24 protein-coding genes and 1 pseudogene are annotated in these 24,392 nt (G+C 37.8%); 20 read left to right on the top strand and 5 right to left on the bottom strand.

The annotated features are described in order from the left end of the window. Positions 1–2 precede the first annotated feature (2 nt). Positions 3–1,141, bottom strand: a protein-coding gene (locus F948_RS08555) for an IS3 family transposase (protein ID WP_115636313.1) whose coding sequence is annotated in 2 segments (ribosomal slippage) — positions 3–883 and positions 883–1,141 — 1,140 coding nt in all. Because the reading frame shifts where the segments join, the coding sequence is not laid out codon by codon here. Positions 1,142–1,202: 61 nt separating this feature from the next. On the opposite strand from F948_RS08555, the pseudogene F948_RS08545 reads away from it, so the two are divergent. After that, positions 1,203–1,505, top strand: a pseudogene (locus F948_RS08545) (MFS transporter); the annotation flags it as partial. Positions 1,506–1,545: 40 nt separating this feature from the next. Here the strand turns inward: F948_RS08545 and F948_RS08540 are convergent. Together F948_RS08540 and F948_RS08535 are read right to left on the bottom strand one after the other, a co-directional pair. After that, the gene (locus F948_RS08540; RefSeq protein WP_004962694.1) at positions 1,546–2,139 is read right to left on the bottom strand and encodes a Maf family protein; all 594 of its coding nucleotides are present in this window, start codon (positions 2,137–2,139) and stop codon (positions 1,546–1,548) included. Then, complete coding sequence (locus tag F948_RS08535) at positions 2,139–2,522, bottom strand: DUF2237 family protein (protein ID WP_004911941.1); 384 nt, start codon at positions 2,520–2,522, stop codon at positions 2,139–2,141. Before F948_RS08535 ends, F948_RS08540 begins: the two co-directional genes overlap by 1 nt. Before the next feature lie 140 nt (positions 2,523–2,662). Here F948_RS08535 and F948_RS08530 point away from each other — a divergent pair, with 140 nt between their 5' ends. Next, entirely contained in the window at positions 2,663–3,850 is a 1,188-nt protein-coding gene (locus F948_RS08530; RefSeq protein ID WP_004911938.1) for a phosphoglycerate kinase, read from the top strand. A gap of 154 nt (positions 3,851–4,004) precedes the next feature. Beyond that, positions 4,005–4,247, top strand: coding sequence for a hypothetical protein (locus F948_RS08525; protein WP_004962690.1), 243 nt, complete (start codon positions 4,005–4,007; stop codon positions 4,245–4,247). A 49-nt stretch (positions 4,248–4,296) separates the two neighbouring features. On the opposite strand, the gene F948_RS08520 is transcribed toward F948_RS08525, so the two are convergent. Next, the gene (locus F948_RS08520) at positions 4,297–4,680 is read right to left on the bottom strand and encodes a hypothetical protein (protein WP_004911933.1); all 384 of its coding nucleotides are present in this window, start codon (positions 4,678–4,680) and stop codon (positions 4,297–4,299) included. A gap of 195 nt (positions 4,681–4,875) precedes the next feature. Here F948_RS08520 and F948_RS08515 point away from each other — a divergent pair, with 195 nt between their 5' ends. The 17 genes from F948_RS08515 to ahpF all read left to right on the top strand — a co-directional run bounded on the left by F948_RS08515 (position 4,876) and on the right by ahpF (position 22,216). Beyond that, complete coding sequence (locus F948_RS08515) at positions 4,876–5,454, top strand: nitroreductase family protein (RefSeq protein WP_004962686.1); 579 nt, start codon at positions 4,876–4,878, stop codon at positions 5,452–5,454. Between the two features lie 51 nt (positions 5,455–5,505). Then, positions 5,506–6,579, top strand: coding sequence for an NAD(P)H-dependent glycerol-3-phosphate dehydrogenase (locus F948_RS08510; RefSeq protein WP_004962683.1), 1,074 nt, complete (start codon positions 5,506–5,508; stop codon positions 6,577–6,579). Positions 6,580–6,635: 56 nt separating this feature from the next. Further along, a complete protein-coding gene (sixA, locus tag F948_RS08505; protein ID WP_004911924.1) occupies positions 6,636–7,091 on the top strand; it encodes a phosphohistidine phosphatase SixA in 456 nt (151 codons plus the stop codon). Between the two features lie 44 nt (positions 7,092–7,135). Beyond that, on the top strand, positions 7,136–8,275 hold the full coding sequence (gspL, locus tag F948_RS08500) for a type II secretion system protein GspL (protein ID WP_004962679.1): 1,140 nt from the start codon (positions 7,136–7,138) through the stop codon (positions 8,273–8,275). After that, positions 8,275–8,754 carry a type II secretion system protein GspM gene (gspM, locus tag F948_RS08495; protein ID WP_004911921.1) on the top strand — a complete coding sequence of 160 codons (480 nt, stop codon included), beginning with the start codon at positions 8,275–8,277 and terminating at the stop codon, positions 8,752–8,754. The genes gspL and gspM overlap by 1 nt, the downstream gene beginning before the upstream one ends. A gap of 250 nt (positions 8,755–9,004) precedes the next feature. Further along, the gene (locus F948_RS08490) at positions 9,005–10,012 is read left to right on the top strand and encodes a quinone-dependent dihydroorotate dehydrogenase (protein ID WP_004962676.1); all 1,008 of its coding nucleotides are present in this window, start codon (positions 9,005–9,007) and stop codon (positions 10,010–10,012) included. 1 nt (position 10,013) lies between these two features. Continuing rightward, positions 10,014–10,607 carry a CvpA family protein gene (locus F948_RS08485; RefSeq protein ID WP_004911917.1) on the top strand — a complete coding sequence of 198 codons (594 nt, stop codon included), beginning with the start codon at positions 10,014–10,016 and terminating at the stop codon, positions 10,605–10,607. A 40-nt stretch (positions 10,608–10,647) separates the two neighbouring features. Further along, positions 10,648–12,186 carry an amidophosphoribosyltransferase gene (gene purF / locus F948_RS08480; RefSeq protein WP_004962671.1) on the top strand — a complete coding sequence of 513 codons (1,539 nt, stop codon included), beginning with the start codon at positions 10,648–10,650 and terminating at the stop codon, positions 12,184–12,186. A 104-nt stretch (positions 12,187–12,290) separates the two neighbouring features. Continuing rightward, positions 12,291–14,180, top strand: coding sequence for a M48 family metalloprotease (locus F948_RS08475; RefSeq protein WP_005402427.1), 1,890 nt, complete (start codon positions 12,291–12,293; stop codon positions 14,178–14,180). 124 nt (positions 14,181–14,304) lie between these two features. Next, positions 14,305–15,105 carry an undecaprenyl-diphosphate phosphatase gene (locus F948_RS08470; RefSeq protein WP_004911912.1) on the top strand — a complete coding sequence of 267 codons (801 nt, stop codon included), beginning with the start codon at positions 14,305–14,307 and terminating at the stop codon, positions 15,103–15,105. A gap of 104 nt (positions 15,106–15,209) precedes the next feature. Continuing rightward, on the top strand, positions 15,210–16,007 hold the full coding sequence (locus tag F948_RS08465; RefSeq protein ID WP_026057375.1) for a PaaX family transcriptional regulator C-terminal domain-containing protein: 798 nt from the start codon (positions 15,210–15,212) through the stop codon (positions 16,005–16,007). 116 nt (positions 16,008–16,123) lie between these two features. Beyond that, complete coding sequence (locus F948_RS08460; RefSeq protein ID WP_004962660.1) at positions 16,124–17,107, top strand: fatty acid desaturase family protein; 984 nt, start codon at positions 16,124–16,126, stop codon at positions 17,105–17,107. 21 nt (positions 17,108–17,128) lie between these two features. Then, positions 17,129–17,542, top strand: coding sequence for a PaaI family thioesterase (locus F948_RS08455; RefSeq protein ID WP_004911902.1), 414 nt, complete (start codon positions 17,129–17,131; stop codon positions 17,540–17,542). 123 nt (positions 17,543–17,665) lie between these two features. Beyond that, positions 17,666–18,442 (top strand): hypothetical protein, encoded by a 777-nt coding sequence (locus F948_RS08450; RefSeq protein WP_004962657.1) that lies wholly within the window; start codon positions 17,666–17,668, stop codon positions 18,440–18,442. A gap of 12 nt (positions 18,443–18,454) precedes the next feature. Beyond that, the gene (locus tag F948_RS08445) at positions 18,455–19,582 is read left to right on the top strand and encodes a toxic anion resistance protein (RefSeq protein WP_004962654.1); all 1,128 of its coding nucleotides are present in this window, start codon (positions 18,455–18,457) and stop codon (positions 19,580–19,582) included. A 24-nt stretch (positions 19,583–19,606) separates the two neighbouring features. Next, positions 19,607–20,521, top strand: a complete 915-nt coding sequence (locus F948_RS08440; RefSeq protein WP_004911883.1) for a hypothetical protein — start codon at positions 19,607–19,609, stop codon at positions 20,519–20,521. 129 nt (positions 20,522–20,650) lie between these two features. Further along, positions 20,651–22,216: an alkyl hydroperoxide reductase subunit F gene (ahpF, locus tag F948_RS08435; RefSeq protein ID WP_004962651.1), complete on the top strand. Its 1,566-nt coding sequence runs from the start codon at positions 20,651–20,653 to the stop codon at positions 22,214–22,216. A 47-nt stretch (positions 22,217–22,263) separates the two neighbouring features. Here the strand turns inward: ahpF and F948_RS08430 are convergent, their stop codons facing one another. After that, the gene (locus F948_RS08430) at positions 22,264–24,282 is read right to left on the bottom strand and encodes a lipase family alpha/beta hydrolase (RefSeq protein ID WP_004962646.1); all 2,019 of its coding nucleotides are present in this window, start codon (positions 24,280–24,282) and stop codon (positions 22,264–22,266) included. Positions 24,283–24,392 lie beyond the last annotated feature (110 nt).

Genomic DNA, 24,392 nt, shown 5'->3' with positions numbered 1-24,392 from the left:
CCTCATTTTGAAGCTGTCTCAAATGCTTCTGGGCTCATCCCATCGAGATGCGAATGACGCCTGATTCGATTGTAAAACATCTCGATATAATCAAACACATCCGCACGGGCCATTTCTCGTGTTTTATAGATCCTCTTTTTAATTCTTTCCTTCTTTAAACTACTAAAAAAGGATTCAGCAACAGCATTGTCCCAACAGTTTCCACGACGACTCATACTCGGAACTAAATTATGCTTTTGACAGAATTTCTGCCAGTCTCCGCTACTGTATTGTGAGCCTTGGTCTGAGTGTATGATCACAGGTTCATTGGGTCTGCGTCGCCATACCGCCATTAAAAGTGCATCCAAAACGATATCCTTGGCAAGCGTAGGTTTCATTGACCAACCGATGACTTTCCTTGAATATAAATCGAGAACCACAGCCAGATATAACCAGCCTTGCCAAGTACGGATGTAGGTAATATCAGTCACCCAGGAAGTATCAGGGGTGTTCACAGCGAACTCTCGATTTAAGTGATTTGGTGGCACAATCGGAGGACGGCCACAACCATAACTTTTATGCTTTTTATATCCTCGAACAGCGGCAATGCCATTGTTCTTCATGATCTTCAGCACACGATTGGGGCCACAGCTTTCACCTAGCTCTTTAAGATCCAGCGTGATGCGACGATAACCATAGATGCCATAACTGGCATCATAAGAAGAGCGGATCAGTTGTAATAACCGTTTGTCTTCAATTGTTCTGCCTGATTCGGGTTCATGTAGCCAGGCGTAATAGCCAGCACGAGCAATCTTAAGAACCCGACACATCGTTTTAATCTTAAATTGATGGCTGTACTCAAGGATAAACTGATACTTTACTCGGGCAGGCTTGCAAAGTACCTTGCGGCCTTTTTTAAGATATCTCGCTCTTCTTCAGTTTGCTTAAGCTGACTTTTAAGACGAAGGATCTCTTTCTTTGCTTCGAGTAGTTCATGTTCATCAGGGTTGTTGCGTAAAGGCTGTACGGCCTTTAGCCATTTATAAATGCTGTGCTGTGATACACCTAAACGTTCAGCCACATCAGTGACAGAATATCCACGTTCGGTAATCAATTTAACAGCTTCATCTTTAAATTCTGGGGTGTATCGTTGTCCACTCATAATGTTCTCTCCTATGCAAAAAGAATAGACGAAATTTGTCTAGGAGAGTGGTGGCAGTCCAGGTGCAGGTCTAGGCATTGCCTTTTTCGGTTTGATGTTGTCATGGTTCTACGCAAACTCGATTATGCTACCAACTAATGTACCGCATAGCATGATTGAACAGTTGAGCAGTTCGATTGGTGAGGCAGTTCAAGCTGCTAAGCAATTAGATCCTACGATTGCTCATCATGTAATTACAGCTGCGAAGCAGGCATTCAGTCAATCGCATCGTTCAGTATTGAATGTCGCTGCTTTATTGTTTTTGATTTTATCGATTTTTATTTTGTTTACATTGCCAAAGAAAGTAATCGCAATTGATGAGTAGCAATCACCCTTATCCAAAGCAAGCTTGGGTAAGGGAACTCTTAAGGAACATTGATTCTAAACTCTCGTAATATCTTACAAAGTTGAATCATTGGTAGTCCCATTAAAGTGGTTTGATCATCACCAATCATTTTTTCAAATAGGCTGATACCCAAGCTTTCACATTTAAAACTACCAGCGCAATTTAAAGGCTGATCAATTTCAATATACCGTTTTATTTCGTTTAATGTGAGCTCTCGAAATTTAACTTGATAATGTTCAACTAGTGTCGTCTCAAAACCTGAATCTAGGTGTTGAACACTAAGCGCCGTACTGAAAAAAACAGTTTTTCCTGAGTTTAATTGGAGCTGTTGAATTGCTTTTTCAATTGATAGCGGCTTGCCAATAAAATCCGATGGGGTATGTTCACGCCATGCGACTTGATCAGAACCAATCACAATCGCATTGGGATGTTGCTGTGAAATAACTTTTGCTTTTTCATAAGCTAAACGTTTTGCTAAATCATCAGCATGAAGTTCATCTTTAGCCGATTCATCAATATCAGGTGAAATGCTACGATAATCCAAGCGTAAACGATCCATTAAATCTTTACGTGTTTGGCTGCTTGATGCCAATATTAATTCAATATTGCTCATCAAACTGCGTATTCCACTAAAACATTCAGTGGTACGTAATGCAGAACGGCATTGTGGCAGGCATTTAACTTAATAGGTGGAGCATGCCCAGCTTGATAAGCTTCAACCCAACGAGTCACACATATACACCAAAAATCACCAGGTTTTAGCCCAGGAAAGCCTACTTCAGGTAATGGTGTAATTAAATCATTACCAACTTTTTGAGAGAAGTTCAAAAAATCTGAGGTCATTTGAGCACACATGGTATGTTGACCTAGATCGGTGATCGCTGTGTGGCAGAAACCATTGCGAAAATATCCAGTTATCGGATCGTAACAGCAACTCGCTAAAGGCTCACCAAGTACATTTAAACGATTAATTTTAGGATCTGGATGTATAGACATAATATGTATATAGATTTAATGACGATGTTTATCATAATCAAAAGTGACGCTTTCGCCAGCTTTTCTGCAAAAAAACTCACCTTTATTTTTGAGAATCATTTAAAATTGTGCCGTTTTTAAAATCAACTAGAGAGCCATCCATGAATTTTCAGCGCATGACTGACCTTGATTTAGCAGGTAAACGTGTTCTTATTCGTGAAGACTTAAACGTACCTGTAAAAAATGGGGAAATTACCAGCGATGCACGTTTACGTGCTGCATTGCCAACCATCAAAGCGGCTGTAGAAAAAGGCGCAGCAGTTATGGTGTTTTCTCATCTTGGTCGTCCTGTAGAGGGTGAGCCAAAACCAGAACAATCTCTTGCACCTGTAGCAGCGTATTTAACGAAAGCTTTAGGTCAAGAAGTAAAATTATTTACTGATTACTTAGATGGTGTGGAAGTTGCTGCGGGTCAAGTTGTTTTGCTTGAAAACGTGCGTTTCAACCATGGTGAAAAGAAAAATAACGAAGAGCTTGCAAAAAAATATGCAGCACTTTGTGATGTATTTGTTATGGATGCATTTGGTACGGCACACCGTGCTGAAGCATCAACTGAGGGTGCAGCACGTTTTGCTCCAATCGCAGCAGCAGGACCTTTATTAGCGGCTGAATTAGACGCTTTAGGTCGTGCAATGCAAACACCAGAAAAACCAATGGTTGCAATTGTTGCTGGTTCTAAAGTTTCAACTAAATTAGATGTATTGAACTCACTTTCTACAATCTGCGATCAATTAATCGTAGGTGGTGGTATTGCGAATACTTTCCTTGCAGCAGCGGGCTTCAATGTAGGTAAATCACTTTACGAAGCTGATTTGGTAGAAACTGCAAAACAAATCGCTGCTAAAGTAAGCGTTCCATTACCAACAGATGTCGTTGTGGCTGATGCAAGTCAAATTGATTTTGGTGACTTCCTAGGTTCTTTAGCAAACGCACAAGCAATTGTTAAAAAAGTAGAAGATGTTGCTGATACTGACATGATTTTAGATGTTGGTCCTGAAACAGCGAAAGCATTTGCTGAGATCTTAAAAACATCGAAAACAATCCTTTGGAATGGTCCAGTAGGTGTGTTTGAGGTAGATCAGTTTGGTGAAGGAACTAAAGCGCTTTCATTAGCAATTGCTGAATCTGCAGGTTTCTCAATTGCTGGCGGTGGTGACACACTTGCTGCGATTGATAAATACGAAGTTGCAGATCAAATCGGTTATATCTCGACAGGTGGTGGTGCTTTCTTAGAGTTTGTGGAAGGTAAAACTTTACCAGCTGTTGCCGTTTTACTTGAGCGTGCATAGTTGTTACTAATCTTTTGATTTATATACAAAGATAGAAAAGAAGAGCCGATGTAAATCGGCTCTTTTACTTTTATATTACAAATCAGTCATAAAACTGTCACATATTTGAAATATGCTTGTCATCAACTTAACCAAGTAACTGTGGAAAGCCGTGATGAAATTTAAATTAACTCTTGCCGCTTTAATTATTGCTCCAATCATGTTAACTGCATGTGCAAAAAAAGAAGAAGCGAACAACGCTGAACAGCAAGAAGAAGCAGCTTCAACTGTATCTACACAGACTACTCCAGAACAACAAGCTGCGATTGATGCAATCGACAAACCGAATTTAGATGAGAAAAATACTGATGTTGTAGAAAGTGCAGCATCAGAAGTTGCAGCGAGCGAAGTTCAATAAGCTCCTCGCTAATAAAGAAAGCCGATGTGATGACATCGGCTTTTTTTATTTAAGTATTTGCTTTGCAGTAGAAGGTCAATGTTGTTTGATAATCATCATCTTTGGCTAAAGAGGCATTCTTGCCTGTTAACGTACCAATTACGCCGGCAGCGGCTTCAACTAATCTTCCAGTTTCCTCATCCACAACATCTTTTAATACACCTTGATATGCTGTTTTTTCGTCCACAACAACAGGGCTAGTATTTCGCGTACAGGTCTTTTGAGCTGCGCTAATCGCATTATTTTTAGAGATTAGGTTGGTTTTACCAATCCCAGTGACTTCATATTGATTATTTTCTTTTTGTATTGCCAAAGTGTTGGTTGGGGTAGATGCACAAGCTGTTAAACCGATTGCCAAGCCGCCAATTAAACTCATTACTAATGCTTTATTCATTGCTTATTCTCAGGTCGTTAGATAATTGTATTATTTGAACATATAATTTTTGAATGCTTTTGCAGGTTATGTACAGTTTGTAGTGAGGCTCTGTTAAATTTCTCAAATTGATGATTAAGCAGGGATTAGACGTGGTGGAAAATAGTGAGATTATGCTAATCTAGCAAAATCCATGTGTTAGTTAGATTCATTTAAATGACGGACTCAAATATAGAGACAATTCATCAAAATATTCATCAACGTCAATCTATTGGGCAATTAATTGAGCCAGCACCAAATACACAACAACTTGAAAAAGCAGTGCAAGCTGCACTTACTGCTCCTGACCATCATCGTTTGAAGCCTACTAGATTTGTTGTAGTGACACCTGAATTACGTGCCGCTTTTGGCGAGCATTTAGCTAAAGCTTTAGCTGATTTAGGTGAAACTGATTCAGCTCAGTTAGAGCGTGTAAAGCAGCATCCTTTTCGTGCACCGTTATTAGTATTAGCATTAACAACTATCCAAGATCATCCAAAAGTTCCGCATTTTGAACAGATTCTTAGTACTGGTGCTGCTGTTCAAAACTTCTTACTCTCTTTGCAAGCGCAAGGTTTTGCTACGATGTGGCGATCTGGTGCTGTCGTGGAGTCTACATGGCTCAAGCATCAATTAGGTTTAAACGACCAAGACCTTATTTCGGGTATTATTTATATTGGAACTGCTGCTAAAGCGATTGCTCCACGCGCAGAGATTGCTACTCAAGATTTCTTAAAAAATTGGCAAGCAAGCTAACTTTTAGATTGAATGATGAACTAAACGAATAAATGAATTTCAGGATAAAAAATGGCAGAGTTAAAATTTAGTGATTTAGTTGAACCAGTTGCAGTAGATCAAAAAACAGCATTAAGAATTACCGTGTTAGGTGGTGGCAGCTTTGGTACAGCAATGGCGAATTTGGCTGTACGTAATGGTTGTGACACGATGATTTGGATTCGTGATGCAGCTGCAGCTGAAGAGATCAACCAAACACATATTAATAAACGTTATTTACCTGATTACACCTTAGAAACGGGTTTGCGTGCGGTTTCTGATTTGGAAGTGGCTGTGCGAGATCGCGATATTATTTTGGTCGCGATTCCAAGTCATTCATTCCGAGATGTGCTCAAGCAAATCGCACCATTTATCACAGCTCAAGCGGTTGTTTCGCTTACGAAAGGAATTGAAGCAAAAACTTTTAGTTTCATGAGTGACATTATTCGCGCAGAGTTGCCTGAAGTACCTTATGGGGTTTTATCAGGGCCAAATTTGGCAAAAGAGATTATGGCGGGTATGCCATCTGGTACGGTGATTGCGAGCGAATCAGAACTAGTGCGATATGCGGTTCAGCATGCATTACACAGTGCGCTATTTCGTGTATTTGGTAGCGATGATGTACATGGTGTTGAGCTGGGCGGTGCATTGAAAAATATTTACGCAGTCGCAATGGGGATGGGGGCTGCTTATAATATTGGTGAAAATACTAAGAGTATGATTTTAACTCGTGCTTTAGCAGAAATGAGTCGTTTTGCTGTCAAGCAAGGTGCTAATCCATTGACGTTCTTAGGACTGTCAGGTGTTGGAGATTTGTTTGCAACTTGCAATAGTCCATTGAGCCGTAATTATCAAATTGGTTATGCACTTGGTTCTGGAAAAACACTTGTTGAAGCAACTAAAGCATTAGGTCAGACTGCTGAAGGGATTAACACGATTGTACAAGTGCGTGCCAAAGCTCAAGAATTAGATGTATACATGCCAATTACCAATGCATTGTATGAAGTTATTTTTGAGAATGCACCGCCGATGACAATTGCGCTTTCTCTAATGAAAAATGGTCATCGCAGTGATGTTGAATTTGTTTTGCCTCACCATGAAGTCTAATCAAAAAAATGTCATCATATTTGGTTAAACTCAAGCATTAATAATAAGGTATTTATATGCAATTAACATTAGTACGACATGGTGAAGCGTCTCCTGCGATTAATGGTGATGATATGCAACGTCCTCTGACAGAGCGTGGACATCAGCAAGCTGAAGAAACAGGAAACTTCTTAAAAGATATTATTCAGCCAGAAATTTTTGTAGTTAGTCCATTGCTACGTGCACAAGAAACTTTGGCACATATCAAAGCGCATTTTGAGGGTGTTCCTGTTTTAATTTGCGATAAAATTAAACCAGATGATGATGCTAAAGATGCGATAGAATGGCTATCAAAATTATCATATGAATCAATTGCAGTTGTATGCCATATGAATGTAGTAGGGCATATTGCGGAGCAATTAACGCATGAGAATTTTAATCCATTTGCATTAGCTGAAGCTCGAATTTATGATCAGACAGTGATTGCAAATGGCTTATCAACACAGAAAAAAAGTTTTACGCCAACAATATAAAATCTTATATCCTATATTTGGATGAAAAAGGGTACTAAACACCGATGCTGTATTTATGGATGCCTGAAACCAATGGAACATGGTATTGGTCGACTGGAGAAAATTGGTTACAGGCCAACAGCCTAGAACAATTAATTCAAGACTTACATGAGCACAACGGAAAAGAAGCCGTCGTTTATTTTCCAAGTCGAAATGCTCAATTAATGCAGCAAACTATGACGAAGTTGCATTTCAAGCAATTAGGTCAAGAAGGCGTTAAGTATTTGCTTGAAGAGTTTGTTACGCTTCCGATTGATCAAATGAAAATAGTACATCATTTTCAAAATGATCAACTCAGTGTGCTCGGTGTTGCTCAATCTACTATTGAAACTTGGCAACATGCTTTAAGCCTATTACCAATACAAATTATCGCTTTTTTACCTGATTTTTTAATATTGCCAGAACCTGAGCCGAATCAAATCATCATTGCAAATTTGTACGGTAATCTACTTGCAAGAGAAAATGAATGGTCAGGTAATTCAATAGATGATTTGGCACTATTCTTAGAATTTCAAAATCCTGCTACTGAATACAAATTTGCAAATTTAAGTCCTACACAATTGGACTGTTTAGCTGCAGCATCAACACAAGATCAAGTAACAGAATTTAGTTATCAATTTCATAGCCTAAATCGTCCTAAGCAACATCCATTGAATGTCTTGCCAAAAGCAAAAAATAAAGAAGTTGAATGGTCAGGTTACTGGAAAGCTGCTGCATATGTATTGGTTGCAGTCATTTGTGTTCAGTTAGTTTATGATGGTTTACGTTGGTCTAAATTAAAACGCGTTGCTGATCAAACTGCGGTTCAGGCGATTGATCAATATAAATATTGGTTTGGTGAAAATAGTCGAGTAAATGAGCAAAATATTAAAAGTCAGTTTGAAAGCCAGTTAAGAATGAGTCAGCTTGGAGATACACAGGCTTTATCTTTATTGAGCCGAGTTGGTCCTATTCTTATGCAAAAGCAAATTGTGGCTCAGCAAGTGAGTTATGATGCATCTGTGTTAGCGATGTCGCTCAAGGCAAAATCAGCGGATGATCTTCAGGGCTTAGCGCAACAATTAAATCAACAAGGATTTCAGGCTGAACTTGGTAATGTTCAAGCTGATACAGTCGGCGCAATTGGCTTGGTTAAGATTAAATAATGAAAGCATTGAATAATATACAAAACCGTATTGATCAAAATATTGAAAGATTAAATCACTATCTTCAAGGACTATCGGTTCGTGAACGAGTCATGGTTGTTTTTACAGCAGTGTTTTTAACTGTTGTCATTATAGGTTTTGCATTGTGGAAAATGCATTCTCTTGCCGATCAGCAGCAAAATCGTTTAAATGAGCTGAAAGATTTAACGGTTTGGATGCAAAGTAACGCAGCAACAATGAAACCAGCAAATGATCTGGATCTTTCTCCTGCAGATAAGATACAGCGTACTGCTCAGCAACAGGGTTTAGCAGTATCATCACAACAAAATGGCGATCAAATACAATTGATTGCAGAACATCAAAATTATGCGGTACTTGCGAATTTCTTGATGCAACTCTCTCAAATGGGTTTAAGTATTCAAAAAATGGATATGATTTCTACCAATAATCAGATCAAATTAACGGCAACGGTGCAATAAATCATTTCTAATTTCTAGATATTTATTTTTACTAAAAATTGAGATATGCCAGCATTTAGCTTTTTTAAAGGCTTTTACATTAAGTACAGCCATATTTTTAAATCTAGATTTTTCCAATTACTGTTTTAAGTATTGATTCAAGGCGCATTAAAGCAACGACTCTACAAAATAAGCGCCTGTCAAGCATGGTGTTTTGTTTAGCCTAAGCCTATAATACGCATACTTGAAAAATCAGTAGACTGTGATTGGTATGTTATATTCATTGGCCCGCCCTCTGTTGTTTACTTTAGCACCAGAGCGTGCACATGAACTCACACTTTCTATGCTCGACAAAGCTTATAAGCTAGGTTTTATGCATCAAAAAGTTGCAAATAAACCTGTAACTTGTATGGGAATTGAATTTCCAAATCCAGTAGGTTTAGCTGCTGGTTTAGATAAGAACGGTGCACACATTGATGCATTGGCAGCACTAGGTTTTGGTTTTATTGAAATTGGTACAATCACACCACGACCTCAAGCAGGAAATCCTCAACCACGTTTATTCCGTATTCCAGAAGCCAAAGCAATTATTAACCGTATGGGATTTAATAATGATGGGGTGGACAAGCTTGTTGAGAATGTCAAAGCTTCAAAATTCAAAGGTATTCTAGGCATTAATATCGGTAAAAATGCGGATACTCCTGTCGAAGATGCAGTATCAGATTATCTAATTTGTTTAGAAAAAGTTTATAACTACGCATCATACATCACTGTGAATATTTCATCTCCAAATACAAAAAACTTACGCAGTTTGCAAAGTGGCGATGCATTAACAGAGTTGTTACAAACATTGAAAGATAGACAACTAAAACTTGCTGAACAATATAATCATTATGTTCCTTTGGTTCTTAAAGTTGCGCCAGATTTAACGATTGAAGATATTAATTTTATTTCTACACAATTACTGAAATTTAAAATTGATGGGTTAATTGTAACCAACACTACGCTTGGAAGAGAAGGTGTTGAAAATCTCCTGAATGGAAATGAAGCTGGTGGATTATCAGGTGCACCAGTGTTTGAAAAAAGTACTGAATGTTTACGCCAATTTTCTAAGATCCTAGATGGGCGTATGCCTTTAATAGGTGTTGGTGGAATCGTTTCTGGTGATCAAGCCGTTATTAAACAGCAAGCTGGCGCAAGCTTAATACAAGTCTACAGTGGATTGATTTATACAGGTCCAACACTTGTTAAAGATTGTGTTGATGCGATGACAGTGTGAAATGAACACGCTTGATATCATTATTCTGATCATTTTGCTCATTGGAGGGCTAAACGGTTTGCGTCAAGGATTTATCAAAGCCTTTGCGAACTTGATCGGATGGATATTTGCATTGATCATTGGGGCAAAATACGCAGTCATACTGGCACCTGCCATGAGCAGTTTAAGCCAAGACCCTGTAGTGCAAAAAATTGCAGCATTTGCATTTATTGTGCTCATCATTGTTGTCTGTACATGGGTTATTACCGCGCTTTTAAATGGTCTCTTGAAAAGTTTGAAATTGGGCCCATTAAATCGTTTAGCAGGTGGTGCTTTTGGTTCTTTAAAAGGTCTACTTATTGTTTTGATTGCCATGCAAGGTGTGGGACCATGGGTTGACAGCTCTCCGCATTGGAAGCAATCAAAATTTGTACAAATCTTATTGCCATATGCTCCTTTAGCGACAGAGTTGTCTAAAGATGCTGCAAATCAAGCGATACACGAAATGACATCTGAAGGTGCTTTGTTACATCGCCCTTCTTCAGAAATGGACGAATCGGAGCGTGCTTCCACAGAGCAAGCTGCTGATCATTCGACAAAAAACCCTTTTTATTAAGTGGGGTTGAACCCCATTCCAAGCTTGTCGCGAGGTTATTATGTGTGGAGTTGTTGGGATAGCCGGTAAATCACCAGTGAACCAAATGTTATTTGATGCCTTGACGATGTTACAACATCGCGGACAAGATGCAGCAGGTATAGTAACTTGTCATCAAGGGCGTTTATTCCTCCGCAAAGATAATGGTATGGTACGTGATGTATTCCATACTCGTCATATGCGAGCTTTACTTGGCAACTATGGTATTGGGCATGTGCGTTACCCTACAGCAGGCTCTTCAAGTAGTGCAGAAGCTCAACCATTTTATGTAAATTCACCATATGGTATTACCCTTGCTCACAATGGTAACTTAACCAATGCGGCAGAAATTCATGATGACTTGTTCAAAACAGATCTGCGTCATATGAATACTGATTCTGACTCAGAGGTTTTACTTAACGTATTTGCTCATGAATTACAGAAAATTGGTACTTTAAATCCAACACCTGATGATATTTTTCATACAGTTACTCGCGTACATGAGCGTTGTAAAGGTGCTTATGGCGTTGTAGCGATGATTACTGGACATGGATTAGTTGGTTTCCGTGATCCAAATGGTATTCGTCCTTTAGTTTATGGTTCTCGTGAAACTGATCAAGGCGTTGAATATATTATTGCCTCTGAGTCAGTTGCAATCACCGCGCTTGGCTTTAAAGTAGAGCGTGATATTGCACCTGGTGAAGCGGTCTTTATCAATTCAGATGGTCAATTGTTTACTAAACAATGTGCAGCAAATCCAGAATACCGTCCATGTATTTTTGAATATGTTTATTTTGCACGACCAGATGCAACGATTGATGGGATTTCAGTCTATAAATCTCGTTTGAAAATGGGCGAGAAGTTAGCCTATAAAATCTTGAAAGAATGGGGCGAGCAACACGATATTGATGTAGTTATTCCGATTCCTGATACAAGCCGTACATCTGCTTTAGAACTTGCTAATATTTTAGGTGTGAAGTTCCGTGAAGGTTTTATGAAAAACCGTTATATCGGGCGTACCTTCATTATGCCAGGACAACAGCAACGTAAGAAATCAGTTCGTCAAAAGTTGAACCCTGTTGAACTAGAATTTAAAGATAAGAATGTATTACTTGTTGATGACTCGATTGTTCGTGGTACAACCTGTAATGAAATTATCCAAATGGCTCGTGATTCTGGTGCGAAAAAAGTGTTTTTTGCATCGGCTGCACCTATGGTCAAATATCCAAATGTGTATGGTATTGATATGCCAGCAAAATCTGAATTGATTGCTTCAGATCGTACTGTAGAAGAGATTCGTGAGATTATTGGCGCTGATCGTCTAATTTTCCAAGATTTGGAAGATTTGAAAAATGCAGTTCGCACAAGTAAAGTTCCGCATCTCAGAGAGTTTGATTGTTCTGTATTTGATGGTGTATACGTTGCTGGCGGGATTGATAGTGATTATTTGATCAATCTTGAACAAAAACGTAATGATAGTGCGAAGAAAAAAGCTGATGGCTATATCGATGTGAACATTGATGCTGCTTCAGTGGATTTAACTGGTATTCGAGAAGAGTAAAATTACTTTAATATCGAGAAAAGCGGGAATTTCCCGCTTTTTTATTTTATGATACTCAAGGCATAAAGCCTCTTACCGAAACAATGTAATAAGGAAAATTTACATTGAAAGAAATGAGCCATTATTTAATTGAAAATAAGAATATTGCTTGGTCAGTAAGCTTTTGTATTCTTGCAATGTTACTTACATTATTTATTCTCAATTGGATTTTGGGTTTAGTTGTTCATTTCTTTGATTATACTCAGCCGATTTGGTGGCATTTTTTAAGTCCTTATTTTATTTGTTTATTATTTTTAGTATTAGTATGGTCAGTCGGTGCTGAACTGTATGTCCTGCGTGAGGGTGGACACTCTCTAGCAAAGCAATTAAAAGCACGTCGATTGGTTTTTGATGAAAGTACTCCTGAAGAAAATACTGCTCTGAGAGTTGTTGAACAAGTTGCAAAAAGTTTTTCGATAGATACACCTGCAGTGTATGTGCTGCCAGATGAGATTGGCGTAAATGCGCTAACAGCTGGTTTTAAGTCGCAAGATATCGCAATTATTTTGACGTGGGGTGCATTACAGAACTTGGATGAGCTTGAGCTATATGGATTGCTGAGTTATGAGTTTAATCAAATTCTATCAGGCGAAGCTGTTGAAAACACGAAGTTAAAAATCTTATACAGTGGTCTAACAACATTTAGTCAGTGGGGCAGTAAATTAGCTCAAGCGGGATACAGCCCGTATGCCACATTATATAGAAATAAATTTGAAACTATTTTTGTCGCAATTGGTGGTGTGATTTGGTTGATTGGGAGTTGGGGTATTTTAATTACCCGTCTAATCAAATATTTAACTCTAAGTGGACGTACATTTAGAAATGATCTGAAGACCATGAAACTAATGAATAATAATGCCAACGTTCAAACATTGTTGCGTATTTATGTTCATCACTCAGGTTCACAAATTCATAGTGCATATTCAGAATCAATTTCTCATATGTGTTTTGCAAACTCATTAAGTCCACAAAGCTGGATGAATATTCATCCAAGTATTAAAGATCGAATCTTTGAATTAAATCCAACATTATTGCAAGACCTACAATTAGAAAACCTGAGAAAATTGCGTAATCGTCCTTTATTTAGTCTGTTTCGTTCTTTAGAAGAAGAGCTGACAGATATGACAGTTCCTTGGAGTTCACCTCAGCCTTTACCTTTACTTAGATTGTCACCCATTAGTTTTGCCTTAAATGATGCAATTAAACCACTCAATCCAGAGCTTCGAAAAAATAAAAAACGTCCTGAGCTGATTCAGCGTGCGATGCAAACAGCTACGGGTTCTAGAGAAGTCATGGTTGCGATTTTAATGATTCGTCAATATCGTGAATTTATTCCACAAGAAGCGGCAGTGAGTCATGCAATCGTAGATGCGTTACTCAATTTAGATGGTCGTATCCATGTTCAGATTTTTCATGATGCTTGTAAAAACATTGGGCACATGCCGACAAGTATTGCACGTCAGTTTCTCACTAAGCTTGCTTGTATTATTCAAGAAGATGGAGAGGTTGGTTTATTAGATGCGTTGCTTTTAGAGAAAGTGAAGCATGAATTGAATTTGATGCCAGCCCATCTGCCTACAGCATTTGAAGATGTAAAATCACAAATTGTTCATTTAATTGATGCGCTGTTGCACGTCCAGCAAATCAATAGTCCAAACCAATTAGAAGTTCGTGAACGAATTTTACAGCAAATTTTGACAGTTGAAGAAATGCAAGTTTATGCGGATATTTCTGATGAACCTTTAGATCTAGCGGAAATTCTAAATGATGTTTCAGGTTTGCTATTACGAGATCGACTCAATATCTTGGCAATTGCAGAAAGATGCTTATGGAGTGATCGCATCATCACTCAAGATGAATTAGATGTTTTGGAACTTTTATATTGGCGCTTGGGTTTTGATACTCAGGATGTTGTTGAACAAATGCTGAAGAAAAATAGTTTGATGATTATTTGATGCTGCTATCAAAAATTGACTATTTATTTGATCAAAGGTTACGTGACAAACACATAATTTGGTCTGATTTCAGAGTAAGCTTGCCATTTATTTTTATTTTGTATTGTGTGTTTTTGAGTAAGTTATGGAACATATTGAAATTTTAAAAGCTTTGTTTCTAGGTTTTATTGAGGGTCTCACCGAATTTCTACCGATTTCAAGTACAGGACATTTAATCCTGTTCGGTCATTTAATTGATTTCCATTCAGATGATGGTCGAGTATTTGAAGTCGTTATTCAGCTAGGTGCAATTTTGGCGGTATGTTGGTTATATCGCCAAAAAATCTTTAATTTACTCAAAGGTTTTTTTAGTGGTGATGCAGAGGCTCGACACTTTGCATTTAGTGTTTTGATTGCATTTTTCCCTGCTGTGATTATTGGGGTTTTCGCTGTTGATTTCATTAAGAGTGTGCTTTTTAGTCCTTTAGTGGTCGCGATTGCCCTAATCGTTGGTGGTCTTATTATTTTCTGGGTTGAAGCAAAGAATTTTGATCATAAAACAACTGAAGCGACAAAAATCACCTATAAACAGGCGTTATTAGTGGGTTGTGCGCAATGTGTGGCGATGATTCCAGGAACATCTCGTTCAGGTGCAACCATTGTTGGTGGTATGTTTGCAGGCCTATCGCGTAAAGCAGCAACAGAGTTTTCTTTCTTCTTGGCGATGCCAACGATGTTAGGTGCTGCGACATTTGATTTAATTCGTAATGCTGATGTTCTCACACAAGACAATATGCTGAATATTGGTGTTGGTTTTGTGGCTGCGTTTATTTCTGCATTGTTGGTAGTTAGTGCTTTAGTTAAATTTGTTGAACGTCATACTTTGCGTGTATTTGCTTGGTACCGCATTGTTTTGGGTGTAATTTTACTTTTCGTATTCTTATAAATATAAATCAGCCTCTTTTTTTTGATTAGAAAAGAGGCTTTTTTACTAATTTTTGGATCTTATTTTTTTTATATTCACTAGTTATGTATTGGTTAAAACATACTATGACAATAGCAAAACTGAATGCCCGTGATTTGATTGTTGATCTCCTTTTGGGGTTACAAGGACGAGAAATTTCAATCAAGCAGATCATCATTGCAGCTCGACTTTTTGAGATTAGTGAAAATAGCATCAGGGTTGCTGTGACTCGATTATCGAGTGAAGGAGTCATTGAGGCGATTGAGCGCGGCGTCTATCAGTTTACCAATCAGTCACGTGAGTGGGCTGATGTGATGTTAAATCGAAAAAATGGTATTAAACAAACCAAACCATGGAATCAGCAATTTATCGGTGTATTTACAGGGGCTTTGGGAAGAGTCGATCGAACGGCTTTGCATAGAAGAGAACGCGCTTTGAAACATTTGGGATTCAAAGAGTTAGAGCAAGGCATTTATATTCGCCCAGACAATTTAGCAATTTCTTTCGAGCAGCTTGTTAACGAACTACATGCTACGGGTCTGGAGCAAACTGCAAAAGTCTGTTTGATCCAGTTTTTCGATGCTCAAACTATAAAAATAATAACTGAACTATGGTCCACCAAGACATTAAATCAAAATTATCAAAAATACGCTCAAATGATTGAACAATGGTTAGAAACAGCGAATGAGTTGGATTTAGATATCGCAACGAAAGAATCTTTATTACTTGGTCGGCAAACAATTTCACAATTAATGAATGATCCATTGTTACCAGAAGATTTTGTTGACGTAAAATTACGCGATCAATTTGCTCAAAGTGTTCAGAGGTTAGATCAAATTGGTTTAGAACTATGGCGAAGATTTTATGAACAGCAAGATGAATAGTTAATTTAAAATATTACTAATAATTTAATTATATTTTGTTGACAGAAATATTACATGTTTTAAAATAAAAATATAAGTTGAGTAGTTTTAAAATTAAAAAAATATGGGATAAGGATATGAATACGCGTGTTGCTATTAGTGATCTATTCACAAGAGACGAAATCAGTGAGCTAACTAGTAAATCAGATTTACATGGGGGCTGGGCTGTTTTCTCAACTTGGGCTGTGATTGGCGGTACCTTTGCTGCAGTTGCTAGCTTTTGGGACTATGTACCAGCTTGGGGTAAATTATTATTGTGTATCGTAGCGCTAATCATTCTTGCTGGTAGGCAATTAGCGCTGGCTATTCTTATGCATGATGCTTCCCATCAAAGTTTATTTAAAACTAAGTGGTTGAATGACACATTAACTGATTGGTTATGCGCTCGTCCGATTTGGAATGATTTAAATAAATATCGAGCTCATCATATCCGTCATCACAGTAAAACCTCTACTGTTGATGACCCTGATCTAATATTGGTTTCGGGCTTTCCAACTTCCAAAAAATCATTAATGCGCAAATTTATTCGGGATTTATCTGGTTTAACGGGAATTAAATTTGCGATTGGGCGAGTGTTGATGGATATTGAGAAGATGGAATGGACAGTTTCAAATGATCGCCGTTGGATTCCTCAAGATGGACGTCATTGGAGCGATTATGCAAAAACATTTATAAAAAATAGTGGCGGAGCGATAGCCACTAATGCAGCTATTTTCGGAGCATTGTGGGCTTCAGGTCATCCTAAGTTGTATGCATTGTGGATCTTGGCATATCTCACCCCATTTCCTTTGTTTCTCCGTGTCCGTTCAATGGCTGAACATGCAGGAATGCCAACAAGTAATAGTGCTTTAACAAATACTCGTACAACTAAAGCAGGATATTTAGCACGTGCATTAGTCGCGCCAATACATGTTAATTATCATAAAGAACATCATCTTATGGCTGCTGTTCCATATTTCAAATTACCGAAAATGCATCAGATGTTACGTGAGCGCGGACATGTAGAAGAACCGCCAACGTATTGGCAAGTTTTACATGAACTATCTAACCAAGCTGATTAATTCAAGAATAGAGGAATAGATATGCTATTAGCAAAAGAACAGATCATTAGTTTTTTAGCTCAAGAGTTTCCACAAGCACTGGAAAAAACATCAATTGTTGAGATTACCCCAAAAGGTGCAGAGCTATTATATCGTGTCGATCAAAGTGACTTACGTCCCGGACAAACTGTGTCTGGGCCAACATTAATGCTTGTAGCTGATTTTGCATTGTATGTTGCGATTTTAGGTGACTTGGGATTGGTGGCCATGGCAGTCACAACCAATATGACGATTAACTTTTTCCGCAAACCAAACGGAATGCAAAATATTAAAGCTGTTTGTAAATTGATTAAAGTCGGTAAAACCTTGGTGACTGGTGAGGTATGGTTGTATTCAGTTGGAGACGATGAACCTGTTGCTCATGTTATCGGTACATATGCAATTCCAAAGCAATAAAAAATTTTAGAAATAACAACGAATAGAGCAGCAAAACATAACAACAATTCAGTATGAGAATTGGTAAGAACATGCTAAAACTAAGTTTGTTCAAATTTATTTGTTCTTACCATTTTTACTTATATGCCCATAGAACTCGACTTAATACCTCTATCTCAGATTTCGCTTGATCACGAGCAACTTTTAGCGATTAAGCGAAATGATCTATTGCCTTTGATGGATGATCCGCATCGTTTGAATGCCTATGCCGATCATTTAGTTCAAGCTCAAAGTGTTTTACTGAATGGTATTGACCCAAAATTAAATCAACAGTTAAGTGCGGTTATCTCACAGATTATTCAACAGCTGTCACTCTCAAAAAAGTATCTACGTGGTCGTCGATTCAATGCATTGCAAAAATGGCTCGGCATTGATGTGGAGTATGATGCAGGTCAGGTAAAATATTTAAAAGACCTTGATCGCTTAATTGATGAAGCAAATCATTTAAGTCAAAAACTGCAAATAGAAATACAGAAGTCACAATCACGAATACAGCAGGTATTGGGCTTACGAGAACAAATGGCAGCCTATATTGGCGCAGCTCAAGAGTTTTTGAATGAATATCCTGAGTTTAGTCGCCAAAAAACTTTAGATCATTTTCTTGAGCGATTGTCTAAAAAAGTGAATACCTTACAAACTTTACAAACGAGTAATGATATTGCGATCAAACAAATGCAGTTATCTCAGCATTTATCTTTTAGTTTATTAGATCGATTTAAAGAAGCTCAGCAAGTTTTGATTCCAGCATGGCAATATCATTTACAGCAAAGTCGTCACTCAAATTCAAGCATCACTCTTGAAAAATTGGATAAAAGTCGAGAAGATTTGATTCAAAATCTTAAAAAATCATTAGAGAAATAAGAGGGGAAAAGTATGTCTGGTTCAGAATTGACTCAAGCGTCAACTCAAGTCGAATTAAAACAAGAGGAACGCTTTGAACAATTGAATTTAAAAGAGCTAGGATTGCAACCGCATGATTTTGCGGAGGTGATGGATGCACATAAGGAACTCGCTGAGATAAGCACAACTGTTGTAGCTGAATATGGGAAAAATATTGCCAATAAAACATCGACTTATACAGATGAGTTACTTGATCTCGTTCAAAATAAAGATTTAGATGCAACAGGGCAAAAATTAAATCAGGTCGTTCAGGTTGCTCAGCAATTAAATACTTCGAGTATTTTGAATAAGTCTAAAAGTTCAGGATTTTTTGGTGGTTTACTTAGTAAATTTAAAAGCGCAAAGCATAGTTTTGATCAGCATTTTAATACAACCAAAGAACAGATTGATGCTTTAGTTAAAGAAATTGAGAGTTCACAATCTGGTTTGAAAGCACGTGTTGGAACTCTAGACAAAATGTTTGATGCTGTGCAGGAAGAGTATAAACAATTGGGTGTATATATCGCAGCAGGACAATTGAAGCAACAAGATATTCAACAGCAAATTGTGGCCTTAACTAATCAAGAGCAAGATCAGCAGACCACGCAACAAATTTATGATCTCAATCATTTAGCGAATAATCTTGAAAAAAGGGTGAGTGATTTACAAGTACTTCAACAATCTGCAATGCAAACCCTACCTATGATTCGTATTATTCAATCTAATAATTTGATGTTGGTTGATAAGTTCTATGCAATAAAAAATATTACATTACCAGCTTGGAAGAATCAGATTAGTTTAGCGATTTCACTACAAGAACAGAAAAATAGTGTGCAATTAGCGAAAGCGATTGATGACACGACCAATGATTTACTTCGTCGAAATGCGGAATTATTGCATCAAAACTCAGTTGATACTGCAAAAGCGAATCAACGTTCAGTGATTGATGTTGAAACACTTGAACATGTTCAAAACACCCTCATTAAAACAGTAAATGATGTAATTCAAATCCAGAAAGAGGGAATGCAAAAAAGAGCTGAAGCAACAACGCGTTTGCGTGCATTGCAAGAAAGTCTTAATCATCTCGTTCTGGAAAATAGTGGGCAAACGCCTAAATCTTAAAATTTATTATGAAAGGAAAGATCATTGTCACCCATAAATGATTTAAGTGTGGAACCTATTGATCAGCGTTTGCAGGTGTTGAAAAAACGCCAACGCAATATAGTCATTGGGCTTGCTGTAAGTATAGTCTTGATGGTTTTAACTATTGCGGCATTCTTTCTACAAAAAGAATTTATTTATCGGTTTTTTGATCTTTCATTGCATGTTCAGAGTTTAGATTTACCATATCAAGTACAAGATTTGGTACCTTTTAAACAACCTGTGGATTATTTTTTTAATCTTCTTTCTTGGTTTGGTTGGCTGTTTCTGAAAGTCCTTGTTTCCTTTGTTGGTGCATTTCTAATTGTGCGTTGGGTGAAGAAATTTAAGTTCTTCCAACAACGATTTCAAGCTTGGACGCAGCGATTTTTGGCATGGATCATTTCGTTTATATTGCTATGGTCGGGATTAAGCTATATTCAATATGACTGGAAAAACGAAACAGAAGAAGCTTATCAGCGTTGGATGAGCTATCAAACAAATATTGTCGAAAGCCAAATTGCTCAAGATTTACAAGATATAAATATTTCTCAAACAGAAAAAGCTTATGTCTTAGCTCAGGTTGCTTTGTTACATGATCCGATTGATCGCAAAACTGCGAATATTTATGTCAATCAATTGATCGAAGCTGAGAAAAAGGTTCCCACTGAATTTCGTAAATATGATTTTAAGCCTGAACAATTGTGGGTGATGCAACAACAGCTGTATGGGAAAAGTATTACTTTGATTACTCAACCGCTAGATATCCAAGCGCAGCAAGCAGAAAAAATTTCAAAGTACGTGAATTTCTTTTTGTTGGTCTTTCTAATTATCAATCTCGCAATGAGTGTGGTTTTGTACATGCTAGCTAAGCATTTTAAAAACCGTCGATATCGAATTACGCAGAAACTTGATCTATAAGTTTGTTATGTTCGGTTTGTTCGATTGATATTATGAAAACAACCTGTTTTACCTATTTAAATAATTTGCGTACTATAGCCCCATTGAAAGAATTTAGCTGATTGAATTGCTGAGAATTTGGAGAAAGACATGTTAGATCAAAATATTAAAACTCAATTAAAAGCTTACTTAGAACGTTTAGAAAGTCCAATCGAGTTGGTGGCTGCTTTAGATGAATCCGATAAAGCTGCAAAAATCAAAGAACTCGTGACTGAAATTGCAGAACTTTCTGATCAAGTTACGGCGCGTTTTGACGGTTCAAACGCTCGCCGTCCTAGTTTCGGTGTGGCTAAAGCAGGTGAGCAACCTCGTGTGTTCTTCGCTGGTCTACCAATGGGACATGAGTTCACCTCTTTGATCTTGGCATTGTTACAAGTTTCAGGTTATGCACCGAAGGTATCTGATGAGGTGTTAAATCAGATTAAAGGTTTGAACTTAAAATCAAACTTTGATGTGTTTGTATCTTTGAGTTGTCACAACTGTCCAGATGTAGTTCAAGCGTTGAACTTGATTGCGATCTATAACCCCGATGCAACTGCGACCATGATTGATGGTGGTTTCTTCCAAGAAGAAGTTGAAGAACGCAAAATCTTAGCAGTCCCAATGTTGTTCCAAGATAATCAACATATTGGTCAGGGTCGTATGACTTTGGAAGAAATCATCGCGAAGTTAGATAGCAACTCAGCAGAGAAAGATGCAGCTCTTCTCAATGCAAAAGATGCTTTTGATGTATTGGTGATTGGTGGTGGTCCTGCAGGCGGTACAGCAGCGATCTATGCAGCGCGTAAAGGGATCAAAACAGGGATTGTGGCTGAACGTTTTGGCGGTCAAGTCATGGATACCATGGATATTGAAAACTTTACTACGATTCAAAAAACAGTTGGTCCTAAGTTTGCTCAAGATATGGAAGCGCATGTTCGTGAATACGGCGTGGACATCATGAACTTACAAAGAGTCAGCAAAATCACAGGTGCAGACCAAACAGCCAATGGTTTGGTTGAAGTTGAACTAGAAAATGGTGCTAAGCTTGAATCGAAAACCATTATTCTTTCAACAGGTGCTCGTTGGAGAGAAATGAATGTTCCAGGTGAAGCTGAATACCGTACACGTGGTGTTGCGTACTGCCCACACTGTGATGGCCCATTATTTAAAGGTAAACGAGTTGCAGTGATTGGTGGAGGTAACTCGGGTGTAGAAGCTGCGATTGATCTAGCAGGGATTGTTGAGCATGTGACTTTGGTTGAGTTTGATACCAAACTTCGTGCTGACCAAGTCTTACAGGATAAGTTGAATAGCTTGCCGAATACCACAGTTATTACCAATGCTTTAAGTACTGAAGTGGTTGGTGATGGTTCACAAGTGACAGCATTGAAGTATAAAGATCGTGCGACTGATGTAGAACACACAGTTGAACTTGCGGGAATCTTTGTACAAATTGGTTTATTGCCAAATACGGATTTCCTAAAGAACAGTGCAGTCGAACTCAGCAATCGTGGTGAGATTGTGATTAATGATCGTAATGAGACCAATGTACAGGGTGTATTTGCAGCAGGTGACTGTACGACAGTACCATACAAGCAAATCATCATCGCAACAGGCGAAGGTGCGAAAGCTGCATTATCTGCCTTTGATTACATGATTCGTTCTACGAATTAATTAGAACTAGTAATAAAAAAGCCCAAAGTTAACTTTGGGCTTTTTGTTTAGTTTTGAGGTTTATATAAACCGTGTTCCACAAGATGTTGTCTTAAAATTCGTCTTAATTCGAGGACTGCTTCGGGCGTTTCTTGAATTGAATGACCACCTGTAATAATTTTTTCAGAAACAGCTCCATCTAGGTGAGCACTTTTATAGGGAACTATTCCATCTGTCATGACGTTAGGGTCTTGGCTCTTTGTGATATTTCCCATGATGGAATGAAACAGCAGACCTTTCTGTGGAGGAATATCAGCCGTTAACTCCATAAATTTGGATTTTTTACTTAGATCACTTGGACCATTCTGAATAACATCATTAGTAAGTGTTTTTACAAAATCTTTTAGCTCAACATCATTACTTGTTAAAGTATCTGCCAGTGTTGTGAGAAATGTGGTCGGTAGTTTAATGATTTTTCGTGCTGCGAGAGTAAACCAACGATCAGCGTAATCTGTACCTTTATGCGGTGCTGCAAGAAAAATCGCACGATCAAAATTAGATACAGGTTGCATTTTTAGTCGCTCACCAATTACGGGATGCTTGCGTAAACGAGTTTGCTGACGACTACTCATCATCACTAATGCTTCTTTTGATATATCAGCATTGCTCACTAAAAGACGACTGATAATACCACCCATACTATGTCCAATGAGAACAGCATCTTTGGCTGCAGCATCTTGCATATTCACCGAGCCAAATGCTTGTTTAAGTAGAGCATATATTTGAAAACGACTTTCTAAGATTGGCATATTGGTTGAATAAAAAACTTGCCAGACTTGATAATGTTCACGAAGTACAGGATCACCCATAATATCGTTTGTTACCGCAATCCATGCTTCAGGACTACTAGCTAAACCATGGACCAATACGATGACTTTTTTATTAGGATTGTAAGGTTCCAGCATATATAAATGCGGCATGGTTAGGTGTTGATCACGATCAATTAAAGTTAAGTAAGCTGCTGCTCCTAAATTATTTTCAGACAACCATAAACCATATGGTGCAGAGAAATTTGCAGCCAATGAATAAGGTTTTCCAGCGATATTAACTTTTTCAACGCTATATGGATCGTAAACTTTAATCTCAAATTCTGGGCTATTTAACACTTCATCGGCTGTTGCTGCGGCGCGTTTAGGTTGAGCAATAATAGTCGCAGCTAAATAACGAGCTTTATGAATATTCGGATTTGTACCTTTAGGGTAGTTGTAGTTGAGAGGATCTAAAATATATTTATTCTCAAACTTATTGGTATTGTCTGCAGGGAATACTGCTACAAAATCAGAACCAAAACCATCGCGTCGGTTAATTGCTCTTAATCCTGAGAAGTTCATGTTATAGCTAGAAACAAATTTTTCTAGCTTCATATTCTGTAAACGTTGATAAGCTTGGATATCAATCGTATACGTACTTTTCCCAATTTTAATAGTCGGTGCGAGATCTTTGGATGGATTTCTTAGACTATGAATATTGACCAGTTGAGTTAATGCTTGGTTGTAAAAGTCACGAATTTGTACTTGGCGGTTATCAAAAAGTCGCTCTTGTGGTGCACGACTAGTTTTAAATAGATAAGCATAGCTATAGCGAATACTTTTATCTAAAGCTTCTAATTGTTGATCTAAGCACTGCTCATAATTTTTCTGAATATTCTTTTGTTCTTCCTCGGATTTGTGTTTGCTTAGTTTACTTATTTTGCATTCTGATGAGTCCGCTAGGGCTTTGGATTTCGCTAGAAATAATTCACTGCTAGTCGATAAGAGCTGTTCATCTAAGATTTGAGGAATCTTATGTAAATCTGCAATGCACTCATCAGCAGATTGCATGCAATACTTTGCTTCTTTACCTGACATCGATAAAACATTGAGACTTGCTTCGCTGAGTCTTTTTTGTGTCAGGATACTATTTCTCTCATTAGCAATTGTGACATCAATGGCTTGCTGTTTTAGGCTTACAACTTGGCAACCACTCATGACGACTGTACTGAGTAGCGTTATTGCAAATAGGCGATGTGAAGAATTAAATGCACGCATTAGGGTTTCAGTAAATTGAGAGCAGGATTACCGCTATAATACGAAAAAAGGATGCATTTTCAATCAACATAAAAAAATAGACCGTATAAAACGGCCTATTTTTACAAAAA

It is taken from the genome of Acinetobacter junii CIP 64.5, from assembly GCF_000368765.1.
GTDB lineage: Bacteria > Pseudomonadota > Gammaproteobacteria > Pseudomonadales > Moraxellaceae > Acinetobacter > Acinetobacter junii.
Note: the sequence above shows the minus strand (reverse complement) of the source record. Positions and strands in the feature narration are given on the sequence as shown.